The sequence below is a fragment of the Mesorhizobium sp. CNPSo 4671 genome (genome assembly GCF_057784245.1).
The window spans coordinates 30,320-42,486 of the sequence record NZ_JBWLUW010000009.1 but is presented as its reverse complement, the minus strand read 5'-3'; the positions used below and the strand labels follow the sequence as shown (position 1 = coordinate 42,486).

11 protein-coding genes are annotated in these 12,167 nt (G+C 60.3%); 4 read left to right on the top strand and 7 right to left on the bottom strand.

Features of this window, described 5'->3' with window-relative positions; all coding sequences use genetic code 11:
- The first annotated feature begins 10 nt into the window (after positions 1-10).
- Genes AC04SF_RS23890 through AC04SF_RS23880 form a run of 3 tightly spaced genes read left to right on the top strand, consistent with a single transcriptional unit; the run spans position 11 to position 2,232 of the window.
- Entirely contained in the window at positions 11-1,033 is a 1,023-nt protein-coding gene (locus AC04SF_RS23890) for a DUF3592 domain-containing protein (protein ID WP_488479785.1), read from the top strand.
- A 43-nt stretch (positions 1,034-1,076) separates the two neighbouring features.
- Positions 1,077-1,598 (top strand): hypothetical protein, encoded by a 522-nt coding sequence (locus AC04SF_RS23885; protein ID WP_488479784.1) that lies wholly within the window; start codon positions 1,077-1,079, stop codon positions 1,596-1,598.
- Positions 1,591-2,232, top strand: a complete 642-nt coding sequence (locus tag AC04SF_RS23880; RefSeq protein WP_488479783.1) for a hypothetical protein — start codon at positions 1,591-1,593, stop codon at positions 2,230-2,232. The genes AC04SF_RS23885 and AC04SF_RS23880 overlap by 8 nt, the downstream gene beginning before the upstream one ends.
- 182 nt (positions 2,233-2,414) lie before the next feature.
- Here the strand turns inward: AC04SF_RS23880 and AC04SF_RS23875 are convergent, their stop codons facing one another.
- Positions 2,415-3,962, bottom strand: coding sequence for an anti-phage dCTP deaminase (locus AC04SF_RS23875; RefSeq protein WP_488479782.1), 1,548 nt, complete (start codon positions 3,960-3,962; stop codon positions 2,415-2,417).
- Between the two features lie 115 nt (positions 3,963-4,077).
- Between AC04SF_RS23875 and AC04SF_RS23870 the strand changes: the two genes are divergently transcribed.
- Positions 4,078-4,254, top strand: coding sequence for a hypothetical protein (locus tag AC04SF_RS23870; RefSeq protein WP_488479781.1), 177 nt, complete (start codon positions 4,078-4,080; stop codon positions 4,252-4,254).
- Between the two features lie 63 nt (positions 4,255-4,317).
- On the opposite strand, the gene AC04SF_RS23865 is transcribed toward AC04SF_RS23870, so the two are convergent.
- The 6 genes from AC04SF_RS23865 to AC04SF_RS23840 form a co-directional block, all read right to left on the bottom strand.
- A complete protein-coding gene (locus AC04SF_RS23865) occupies positions 4,318-8,091 on the bottom strand; it encodes a vitamin B12-dependent ribonucleotide reductase (protein ID WP_488479780.1) in 3,774 nt (1,257 codons plus the stop codon).
- A gap of 676 nt (positions 8,092-8,767) precedes the next feature.
- Positions 8,768-9,079: a PilZ domain-containing protein gene (locus AC04SF_RS23860; RefSeq protein WP_096445417.1), complete on the bottom strand. Its 312-nt coding sequence runs from the start codon at positions 9,077-9,079 to the stop codon at positions 8,768-8,770.
- Positions 9,080-9,178: 99 nt separating this feature from the next.
- On the bottom strand, positions 9,179-9,667 hold the full coding sequence (locus AC04SF_RS23855) for an NUDIX hydrolase (RefSeq protein ID WP_488479779.1): 489 nt from the start codon (positions 9,665-9,667) through the stop codon (positions 9,179-9,181).
- A 211-nt stretch (positions 9,668-9,878) separates the two neighbouring features.
- Positions 9,879-10,379, bottom strand: a complete 501-nt coding sequence (gene gpt / locus AC04SF_RS23850) for a xanthine phosphoribosyltransferase (RefSeq protein WP_027045568.1) — start codon at positions 10,377-10,379, stop codon at positions 9,879-9,881.
- Between the two features lie 116 nt (positions 10,380-10,495).
- Entirely contained in the window at positions 10,496-11,329 is an 834-nt protein-coding gene (locus tag AC04SF_RS23845; protein ID WP_488479778.1) for a universal stress protein, read from the bottom strand.
- Between the two features lie 83 nt (positions 11,330-11,412).
- Positions 11,413-12,156 (bottom strand): competence/damage-inducible protein A, encoded by a 744-nt coding sequence (locus AC04SF_RS23840; RefSeq protein WP_488479777.1) that lies wholly within the window; start codon positions 12,154-12,156, stop codon positions 11,413-11,415.
- Positions 12,157-12,167: the final 11 nt, after the last annotated feature.

Below are 12,167 nucleotides of genomic sequence, written 5' to 3'. Positions count from 1 at the left end.
AGGCGAGACATTGCCGCCGCAGTGCTGTCTAGTATCGGTTCCTGCACTCCGGGGGGTCAGGGTGGAACTGGAGCTCAAATTTCTGCTGGTCGGATTTGCCTGCGCGGTCGCGGGCATGTTGTCGCTTATCACCTTCGTGAAATGGCGCGAGGTTCAGGCCCTCAGCCACTGGTTGCCGACGCCGGGAAAGATCATTTCGTCGCGCGTCGAAGCACGTGAGGTCAGAAGCTCGGGCGTTGGCTCGGACAGCAGCGATACCACCGAGATGCGCAATTTTCCGGCGATCACCTTCGAATACAAGGTGGGTGGCAAGAAATTTCAAAGCTCGCGCTACAGCGTGAAGGAGAATTTGGGGAATTTCGAAGTCCCCGAGACCCTTGCGCAGTTTCCCCGCGGCGCTGAGGTGACCGTCTTCTACAATCCGGCTGATCCCAGCAAAGCCGTGATCGAGCGCACCATGCCGGACGGCGCCTTCAAGTTCATGTTCCAGCTCTCGGCAGGGCTGGTGATCGGCGCGGCGGTGCTGGTGTTTTCCGTCGGCGGTTTGCTGGAGGCGATCCGGCCGCATCTGCCCAAGCCGCAGAACCTCGGAGCCGCTGCACTGCTGCTGTTCATGGGCCTGATGATCCTGCGCATGGGCTTCGCCCAGAAGTCGCTCGCCGAGCAGGCGGCAAAATGGCCCGTCGTCACCGGCCGCATTGAGTCCTCAGGTCTGCAGGCGCTGCGAAACTATAGCGGCTATCAACGCTGGCGCACCGTCTTCAAATCCCGCATCGTCTACAGCTATGGCGTCGCCGGCCAGCGCTACACCGCCGACCGCGTCACCTTCGGCGCCACGGTCACGGCTTCGCTGCCTGGCCTCGTCCGCGGTCAGGCGCGAAGCTATGCCGAGCGCAGCAACGTCGACGTGCATTACGACCCCGCCAACCCCGCCTCGGCCGTGCTCGAATGCCGGGTGCGCGGGCTCTGGCTGCTGTGGGTCTGTTCGGCAGGCTTTCTCGGCGGCGCGGCCTTTCTGGTCGGGCTGGTGTGAGGAGAGGTTTTTGGCTTCCAAAACGCTTCCCCGGAGACATCTGGTGATCATTCGCAAACTGGCCTTCGTTTTCCTGGGCCTGCTCGGTCCGATCCAGGCGGCGAGCGCAAAGGAATGTCTGCTGAGCCACGCCACCTACCGCGAGCCGCGTTCGGGCGCCGTTCTGCAATTCCGGCCGCTGGACAATGAGCCGGAGGCGCTGACGGCGCAGGTGTTTTCGCTGCGCGTGCCCAACACCGACAAAAACCTGCCGGCCGACATCACCTGGACCAACGGCAAGAATTCTTTTCCCCTCGGCACCATCCGCCACACCTGCACCGACGACGACCGCGAAGCGGGCCTGCAGGATGGTAGCGGGCTGTGCAGGATATGGGATGGCCAGGTCTACGCCTTGACCGGCGGCGGTGCCGAACAGCTGAATTCGCGCGAAGCGACACCGGCGCCGATAGGGCTGTTGCTGCCCGATTTCGGTGCGGCTTTCACCGAATGGGCCGATTTCGCCAACGCCAATCCGGACGGCTCGGCCTGGGATGCTTTTACTCTCACAGGATGCAGCGATGACTAGCGCCATGAGATCGATCGCCTGGATCAGCATCCTGTTTGCGTCCGTGAAGAAATCCGTCGCGGCACACGCGGATGAGCCCGCGCCATCGCGCCTGCCGATCGACAAATGCGTCTGGGAAAAATTGGCCGACAAGACGGTCGGCCTTGCCGCCTGGGCGCAGCGCTGCGACTTCGGCTTCCACCAGATCCACTTCGAATTCGCCGGCAACGCGCTCGCCATCAAATACAGCGACGGCGGCGCGGCTGATCCTCTGGTCGAGGTGTTCGACATCAAATCAGGCGAAACCGCCGAGGCCGCCGTGCAGCGCCTGTTCCTGGAAAAGACCGACAAGATTGTCAGTTCGCGCTGCGTGGTGGCGCCTTATACGGAGGGAGTGCTCCCGGCAGGCGTCAAGCGTTACACATTCAGCCCCGACGCCGCCTATGCGAAAGAGCTGGAGGCGGTTGCTGACCCCAACGAGGTTCCCGAGCCGCCCTGCGGCGACTGGGGCGAAATGCCTGATGGCATCCAGTATTTCGAGGTGCCGGCGGGTGAGGGGCGGAAGGTGCTGTTCGTCCGTGTTGGTCAGGACGAGCCGTTGTTTGACGAGCAGACGCTGGAGGTTTCGCCGGCGGAATCGCTGCGCCGGGAATAAAAGCGTACGGATTGCGGTTTGGGCGCCTCGTGCCTACTGCCACAAAGGGAACACTAGACTAACCTTCCCATTTTGAAAGGTATGGTCGACCACATGACCATTGCCGCTGGTCGAGGCGTTTTATCTGTGCCGCACTCGAGGTCGGTAGCAAGGACAATGACGAATGCAGTTTGGGTCGAAGCTCAAGCGGAGGTTGAGCTGTCGCCCAACTCAATATTTCCAAGAAGGGGTGCAATTGCCCACAGCTCTGTGGCCACCGGGTAGGAGGGAAATTCAATCTCGACCATTGGCTTTGGGTGTTCAGCATACCAAAGTGCTGCTTTGCCGTCCTTTGCTTTCCGGCGGTCCTTTTGGAAAATGTCTCGGTAACGGTATGGGGAGATACCTAGAAATGGCACGAACGAAACTCGATTGAGATCGCTTTCCGATTCTATCTGGATCTCATCGCCGTGAAGCTCATGCGCCTTGCTCTTTGGATAAGGCTCCATGAAGACAACCTTTTTGATTCCACATGCGACTATATGTTTGGTGCAGTTGTGGCACGGGAATGTGGTGCAATACAAGGTTGTACCTTGGATTGGGTTGCCGATACGAGCGGCGTCGCAAATCGCGTTCATCTCGGCGTGGACGACGCGACCGAACTCTGTAACATCCATTATCTTTGCGTCAGATAATATACCGTTTTCTTTGTTTTTCTTATCTGTCATGCTGGCAACCATATCGAAGCTGTTTCCGATTTTCTGAGCTTTTTCTGACAAGAAACCGCCGTTGCTCAATCGCTCTAAAACATTCCGTAGAAGTTCTTTTTTTAGCGTGTCGTTTGGATCGTATCCTCTCCTAATGTCTCTGTAATCTGGAATATCTCCATCCCAATAATTTCCTCCACTTGATTTCGGGACCTCGTTGCATCCTTGGGATACGATCGTGCCGTCTTTGGAGAAGATGGCAGATCCAACTTGTCTAGATAGGTCAGCTGATCGCAATGAGGCTGACTTGGCCGTGTACATGCCGTATTCATCTCTCGACGGGGTAATGTCGTTCCTGCCAAAAAAAGCTTGGAAAAAGCGCTCCAGTGTTATTTCCATGGAGTCCTTGTCTACCCCATGTGTAAAAACATCTCCCAAATGAAACGTTTCCCTTAGATTCTGCCCTAAAGGGTCCGTTTCCTCGCGAGCATCTCGGGCTATCAGCCTGGAGGCCTTGTGAGCGATATCGGTTTCAGGCGTATCCGTTGGCAAACTTCGTGCGATATCCCTGGCCAGCAAATCGAACCGCTGCGCTTCGCTCGCATATGCCGAGACAAGTATGAATTGCCGCCCGTAGGTTCGACGCAACAACTGAACCTCTTCGGGAAGTTTGAGCTGCCGTATGAGATAGGCCCGTGAAGGGGCGGGAACGCTTTCCTTGCCAGAGAATGATCGTCTGAATTCCCGGATGGTTTGGATTGCTATCCGTGCAAGCGTGTCAGGCCGACCGTACATCGTCCGAATTTCGTTCGCGCAATCCATTTTCCAATTTATTTGGCTAAAAAGGTCTGGCCCATCCGCCTTTCTGCTAGGCGTTCCAAACCTGCCCATTTCCGAAGTCAGTTTGATTAGTTGGGTACGATATTTTACCTGCTCCAGACATGAAGAGATGGAAATGGTGAGCCGATCGATGTCGACCCCAATAGGGCCTGCAATTCCGATCACCAATTCCGGGAACTCCACCGGCGTCAGCTGCGTTTCCATCGTGACCTCACAAACGTGTCAGGAACGTACCATTAACTTCGGTTTACTATATTCCAAATCGGCAATTCGAATTATCATAGCCTGAGTCCGAATGGCGCAACTGGAGGGTCGCTAAATGAAGAATCAATCCAAGGAAAATGAACGGCGCAGAGAGGATTTTCAAACTTTAACAAAGGATATCCAGGATTTGGCTGCGCTCGTTGGCGCCCGTTTCGTCGTGGACGATAAGAAATTGCAAACCTATCGAGGAGCCGGCGACAGCGACCTTCAGAAATTTGTTAATTTAGCTTAAGTTACCATAATCGGATATAAAAAGGGCCCCAACCGGGGCCCTTTTTGCTGCAGTTCAAAATTCTCAGCTGCACCCGCTCGTAGCACCGCACGTATCGCACTTCTCGCAGGTCCCGTTGCGCACCATCGTAAAGTTCTGGCACTCGGAGCAGGAATTGCCGGTGTAGCCTTGCAGCAGTGACTTGGCGCGGCGGTCGGCGGCGAGTTTTTTTGCCTCGGCCGCTTCATTGGCTGCCACGTCGGTGAACAGCGCCGCCGTGGTGTCGGAAGCAGAGTCCGCCCCTTCCTCGAAGGCAATGTCCTCGGCCAGTTCCTTGGCCCGCTCCTCATAGTCGCGCTTGTAGGCGATCGCCTCGTCGCTGGCCGGCTTCAGCGCCAGCACGTTGGAGCCGGAGAAGGCGGTGGGCGCCGAGCGGGCAGGGGGCGAGCCGCCGGCAAAGCCCTTCGGCTCGTTGCCGATCGCCCTCGACACCAGCTTCACCGGCGAACCGCGGGTCAGGCCCTTGGAGACGGCGTCGGTCTTGCCTTCGCTGATGCCACGGCCAAGCGCGGTGTTGGAAAAGTCCGACTGGTCGACATGGGCAAGGTCGTTGCGGCCGAGATAGGAGATCGCGAGCTCCCGGAACACGTAGTCGAGGATCGACGTCGCGCTCTTGATGGCATCGTTGCCGATGACCATGCCGGCCGGCTCGAACTTGGTGAAGGTGAAGGCGTGCACATATTCGTCGAGCGGCACGCCATACTGCAGGCCGAGCGAAATGGCGATGGCGAAGTTGTTGAGAAGGCCACGCAGCGTGGCACCCTCCTTGTTCATGTCGATGAAGATCTCGCCGAGGCGGCCATCGTCATATTCGCCGGTGCGCAGGAAGATGGTGTTGCCACCGATCTTGGCCTTCTGGGTATAACCCTTGCGGCGGCCGGGCAGCTTTTCCTGCTCGCGCGACACGCGCTCGATGATGCGCTCGACTATCCGCTCGGTGATCTGCGCCGCGCGCGCTGCCGCCGGGGCGGCGATCAGCTGCTCGACCGCATCGTCCTCATCTTCCTCGCCATCGGCGAGCAGCGAGGCATTCAGCGGCTGCGACAGTTTCGAGCCGTCGCGGTAAAGCGCGTTGGCCTTCAGCGCCAGCTTCCACGACAGCATGTAGGCGCCCTTGGCGTCCTCCACCGTCGCATCGTTGGGCATGTTGATGGTCTTGGAGATGGCGCCGGAGATGAAGGGCTGCGCCGCTGCCATCATCTGGATGTGGCTGTTGATCGACAGCGAGCGCTTGCCGATCTTGCCGCAAGGGCTGGCGCAGTCGAACACGGCGAGGTGTTCGGCCTTGAGGAAGGGCGCGCCTTCCAGCGTCATCGCACCGCAGACGTGGATGTTGGCGGCCTCGATGTCCTTCCTGGAAAAACCCATCGCCGGCAGCATCTCGAACGAGAAGTCGTTGAGCTGCTCATCGGTGAAGCCAAAGGTCTCCTTCACCCAGTCGGCGCCGAGCGTCCACTGGTTGAAGACGAACTTGATGTCGAAGGCCGACTTCAGCGCCGCATTGAGCGCGGCGATCTTCTCGTCGCTGAAACCCTTGGCCTTGAGCGAGCCGGGGTTGATGCCGGGCGCCTGGTTGAGGTTGCCGTGGCCGACGGCGTAAGCCTCGATTTCGGCGATCTGGCTCTCGGAATAGCCGAGCGTGCGCAGCGCTTCCGGCACGGCGCGGTTGATGATCTTGAAGTAGCCGCCGCCGGCGAGCTTCTTGAACTTCACCAGCGCGAAGTCGGGCTCGATGCCGGTGGTGTCGCAATCCATGACCAGGCCGATCGTGCCGGTCGGCGCGATCACGGTTGCCTGGGCATTGCGGTAGCCGTGTTCCTCGCCAAGCTCGATGGCGCGGTCCCAGGCGGCTTTCGCATGCTCGGCAAGCGCCTGCTGCTTGAGGTCGGAGGCGACCAGCGGCACCGGGTTGACGGCGAGCTTCTCGTAGCCGTCCTTGTCGCCATAGGCGGCGCGGCGATGGTTGCGCATGACGCGCAGCATGTTCTGGGCGTTGCGGTCATAGTCCGGGAAGGCGCCGAGTTCGGAGGCCATTTCCGCCGAAGTGGCGTAGGCGACGCCGGTCATGATGGCGGTGAGTGCTGCGCAGATGGCGCGGCCCTCGTCCGAGTCATAGGGAATGCCTGAGGTCATCAGCAGGCCGCCAATGTTGGCGTAGCCGAGGCCGAGCGTGCGGTATTCGTAGGAGAGTTTGGCGATCTCCTTCGACGGGAACTGCGCCATCATCACCGAGATTTCGAGAACGATGGTCCACAGCCGCACGGTGTGCTCGTAGGCCGCGATATCGATCGTGCCGTCGGCATTGCGGTAGGGCAGCAGGTTGATCGAGGCGAGGTTGCAGGCCGTGTCGTCGAGGAACATGTATTCCGAGCACGGATTGGAGGCCCGGATCGCACCGGCCGAAGCGCAGGTGTGCCAGTCGTTCATCGTCGTGTTGAAATGCAGGCCCGGATCTGCCGACGCCCATGCGGCGTAGCCGATCTTTTCCCAGAGATCCCTGGCCTTCAGCGTCTTCAGCACCTTGCCGTCCTTGCGGGCGGTCAGGTGCCAGTCGGCGTCGTCCTCGACTGCGCGCAGGAAATTGTCCTTCAGCGACACCGAATTGTTGGAGTTCTGGCCCGAAACGGTCAGATAGGCATCCGAATCCCAGTCGGTGTCGTAGGTCTTGAACGACATCGAGGTGTAGCCTTGCTTGGCGAACTGGATGACGCGATAGATGTAGTTCTCCGGCACGGCCGACTTCTTGGCCGCCTTGATCTCGCGCTTCAGCGCCGTGTTGATGGCCGGATCGAAGCAGTCGTCGTCATGGCCTTCGCAATTGACGCAGGCCTTCATGATGGCTTCGAGATGCTTCTTGACGATCTTGGAGCCGGTCACCAGCGAGGCGACCTTCTGCTCTTCATTGACCTTCCAGTCGATGAATTCCTCGATATCGGGGTGGTCGGCGTCGACAATGACCATTTTGGCCGCACGGCGGGTCGTGCCGCCCGACTTGATGGCACCGGCGGCGCGGTCGCCGATCTTGAGGAAGCTCATCAGGCCGGACGAACGGCCGCCGCCGGACAGCTTTTCGCCTTCGCCGCGTAGAAGCGAGAAGTTCGAGCCGGTGCCCGAACCATATTTGAACAGGCGCGCTTCACGCACCCACAGGTCCATGATGCCGCCCTCGTTGACGAGGTCGTCCTGCACGCCCTGGATGAAGCAGGCATGCGGCTGCGGATGCTCGTAGGAGGATTTCGACTTGGTCAGCTTGCCGGTGAAGGGGTCGACATAGAAGTGGCCCTGGCTCGGACCGTCGATGCCGTAGGCCCAGTGCAGGCCGGTGTTGAACCATTGCGGCGAGTTCGGCGCGACGCGCTGCGTGGCCAGCATATAGGCGAGCTCGTCGCGGAAGGTGCGCGCGTCTTCCTCCGACTTGAAGTAGCCGCCCTTGTAGCCCCAATAGGTCCAGGTGCCGGCGAGACGGTCAAAAACCTGGCGGGCGTCGATCTCGGAGCCGTAGCGCTCGGCTTCCGGCAGCTTGGCAAGTTCGGCTTCATCGGCAACGGAGCGCCACAGGAAGGAGGGGACGTCGTTCTCCTCGACCTTCTTCAGCCGCGCGGGGACACCGGCCTTGCGGAAATATTTCTGCGCCAGGATGTCGGCGGCGACCTGGGAGAATTGCGCCGGCACATCGATATTGTCGAGACGGAACACCACCGAGCCATCCGGATTCTTGATCTCGGAAAGTGCCTTGCGGAATTCGATCTCCGCATAAGCAGATTGCCCTGGCTTGGTGAAGCGACGCTCGATGCGCATTGGTCCGGTCCCTTTTGTCTATATATAGCGCTTTCGTCAGGGGATTTCTGCCCCCTAATGCGAAACACGCATGTCCGCCGTCCGCCGGCGTTCGAAAACGGCCGGCTCTCCATTTCGCGGTCCCCGCCGGCCTCTGCTGGTCGAGCTCCTTGCGAAGCTTTTGCCCAACGCGCCGACGAACCCCGCGGGTCCCTCAAATCTGAATTTTTTCCGAGTCCCTCACCTGAGGGAAATTCACACTATCTAGCGTCGAACCTACCTGCAAACACTAAATATAGTATTAACAGACAATTTATTCCAGTCCGACAATTCTCCCTTTCGTCGCCCCACCACCCCACAATCCCCACGCTTCCGCCGGCCTCGTAAACAGGCGGAAATGCGGGAAAAAACGCACATAATCCGGGAAAAAGACCGGGCTCAGAACTTTCCGGTCGCACTCTCAACAGAAGCGCATGGCCTATAAAAGGCGACTCGTTTTGCGCCGTCAAGGATTCGTTTGCGTAGCTTTTGTGACCCCAACATCTTGTGTGTCACACATGTGGATAACGGGGATAGAAATGCGCCGCTGCGATTGCCAATTGCAGCGGCGGGTTCGCGCGCCGTTGACGCTTCAGCAGGCGCCTGCCCGAGGTCAATCTGGGTGGCAGCGAAGCTTGTCAGGCCGATTAGCCAGATATCAGCCGTAATGCAACTTCGGCTTCGGCTCGGTGCCGGTGAACTGCACACCGACCCGATCGTTGCGGCGCCAGCGGACCTCGCAGCGATAGGCGACGCCGTCGAGCGGCACATAGAGAAGGAAACGATCGGGAACCCGCGCCTCGAGCGGTACTTTCAATTCGGCGCCCCCGGCATGCTGGTTGCGTAGCGTAACGGCGATTTCCGAGTTCTGAATCCCGGTAATAACGGAACCGCCCTTGAGCACGCGCGGACGGTGCTCTCGCTTGGAGGCGTCGGTATCTTGCTTAAGTGGGTCTACGGAGTTCGCCATCGATCAATCGCTAGATTGACCGATTCTTAGCGAAGAAAAATTAGCAAACCATTCATGCGGCACATCACATGGTTGTGAATCCGCGCTGCAAGATGTCGCTTAGGAGAATCTGCGTGGGTCGGCACAGAAATAGGCGATGATCTGGCAAAGATCCGGTTCATTGACCATGCGCACCGCTTCGCTGGAATTGACCCATTTGCGGGTGCGGGAGTGCTTTTCCTTCCAGCGGTCGGCGATCTTGTCGACGTGCAGCGGAAACACCAGCACCTCGCAAGGCACTTCTTCGCCGGAAGCCAGCACCTTGGCGTAGAAGTAACGGCCGGCTTCGAGATGGGAGACGCTTCCGCGCAATCCGGCTTCCTCGCCGGCTTCGCGCGCCGCCGCCTCGCAGAGCGGCTCCTTGGCTTCCGGCCAACCCTTCGGCAATACCCAGCGACCAGTATCGCGGCTGGTGATCAGCATGATCTCGACACCATTCCCGGTATCGCGCCAGGGCAGGGCGGCAACCTGCAGACGGCACGGCGCGGTGCCGAAGAGTCGCCGGACCCTTTCGGCCAGATGGTTGTGCGTCGTTGGCCTTGTCAACATCGGAGAAGCTAGCCCCAGCCTCCAGAATCGTTTGCCGCCTTACGAATCTTACGGCTAATTGTGACCAATAAAAGTAAAAACTTTGATCAGGCTGGCCGATTTCCGCCAACAAGGGTCGATTTCACAGGATATCCTGCCCCGCGGACCCGCCCGCGGAAGCAAATATTGTCATCGGTGACGGCTTAACTGGAAAAAATCGGCGTGTTGGGAATCAGCCGGCGTGGTCGTCGGCGATCGGCTTCTGATAGGTGAAGCCCATGTCCCAGGGGAAATAGATCCAGGTGTCCTGGCTGACCTCGGTGACGAAAGTGTCGACCAGCGGGCGGCCCTTCGGCTTGGCGTAGACTGTGGCGAAATGCGCCTTGGGCATCATCGCGCGCACGATGCCGGCGGTCTTGCCGGTGTCGGTCAGGTCGTCGATGATCAGCACGCCGGCGCCGTCGTCGGCGAGCAGCGCGGGCGTGATTTCCTTCAGCACCTGCAACTGCCCCTGGCTGGTGTAGTCGTGGTAGGAGGCGACGCAGACCGTCTCGATGACACGGATGCCGAGCTCGCGCGCGATGATCGCCGCCGGAACCAGTCCGCCGCGCGTGATGCAGACGATCGCTCTCCATTGACCCTTGTTGGCGCCCGAAAGCCGCCAGGAAAGCGCGCGGGCGTCACGATGGAACTGGTCCCAGGAGACCGGGAAGGCTTTTTCGGGAAGGGACATTTTTCGCGCACTCCGCAGCACGCGAAGGCCGCGTGCAAGAAAACAGGGGAATGCGCGCGGAATTAACTGGAAAACCTTGGGCTTGGCAAGGGCGGCCGGCCGCGATGGCTGTGGACTTATCGCGACAGGAAGGCCGCCACCTGTGCCGTGCGCAGCACCGTGCGCGTCACCCCGCCGAACAGCAGCTGGCGCAGCCAGGAATGGCTGTAGGCACCAAGCACCAGGAGATCGGCGCCGCTCTCGGCGACCCGGTTCTGGATCATGTCATCGACCGAGGTGCCGCCAGATTGCTGCACCGAGACGCTGACGTTGGCGCCGTGGCGCGACAGCGCCGATGCGATTTCGGCGCCGGCGGCTTCCGGGCTTTCCTCGAGCGTGTCGGGCGGATCGATGACCAATATGTCGGTTTTCTCGGCCTCGATGATGAAGGGCAGGGCGTCGAAGGCGGCGCGCGCGGCCTCCTTGCTACCGTTCCAGGCGAGCAGCACACGCTTGAAAGTGGTGACCAGCGGACCCGCGCTCGGCACCACCAGCACCGGGCGGCCGGCATCATAGACCAGCGTGTCGACATCGGCGCTCGGGTCGCCGCCGGTCTCACGCTGGGCGGCGATGATCAGATCGGCGGCCCGCACGTTCGAAATCCCGGTCAGCGCGCTGTCGCCGGAAAAGCTCTCCAGGCTGCGCCACTCGAAGGAGAGGCCGGAATCCTCGATGCGCCGGAGAAAGACGGCCTGCAGCTTGTCGGCCCGCTCCCGGTTCATGTCGGCCGACACCTGCAGGAACTCGGTGTCCGGGAAACCGGTCGCCGAAGTGTAGGGCACCGGAAGCGCCTCGGCATGGATGCCGATCAGATGGCTCTCGAAGCGGCTGGCGAGCGGAATGGCGCAGTCGAGCACGCGCTCGGCGTCCTGCTCGTTCTGCAGAATGGCAACGATGGTCTTGAAGCGCATGGTGATCCCTCAATCTGGTGAGCCTTGGAGCTCACGTGCAGGAAAACGCCGCGGCGCCGTGCTTGGTTCCGGCCTGAACCGGCTCAACTCGCCTTGGCGGCGAAACCCGCCACCATCGCCTCGACATCGGCGCGCGCGGCGTCAAGCGCCTCCTGGCTGCGGGCGCGAACGACCAGTTCGGTCCAGAACTTGCCGTCGCCATATTTCGGATAGGAGCCGATGATCGTGTCTGGATGCGCCTTCTGGATCTCGCCCAATGGTCCGCCGACTACGCCTTCGCCGAACGGACAGTGCACCGTCGCCGACAGCATCTTCGTGCCGGTCTTCAGCGTCGGCACGACATTGTCGAGCATGGCCTGGAAAATCGAGGGCACGCCGGCCATGACATGAACGTTGCCGATGCGAAAACCGGGCGCCACTGATACCGGGTTGTCGATATGGTCGGCGCCGCGCGGCATCCGCGCCATGCGCTTGCGCGCCTCGGTGTATTCGATGCCGCGCGCCGCATAGCTTGCCTCCAGCAGCGCATAGGCCTTGGCGTCGTATTCGCAGGGCACGCCGAACGCCTTGGCAATCGAATCGGCGGTGATGTCGTCATGGGTCGGGCCGATGCCGCCGGTGGTGAACACATAGCTGTAGCGCGCACGCACCGCATTCACCGCAGCTATGATCTCGTCTTCCTCGTCGGGAACGATCCGCACTTCCTTCAGGTCGATGCCGACGGCGGTCATGATGTCGGCGAGGTGGCCGATGTTCTTGTCCTTGGTGCGGCCGGACAGAATCTCATCGCCGATGACAAGCATGGCGGCGGTAACGATTTCAGGCATGGAAGGCTCCG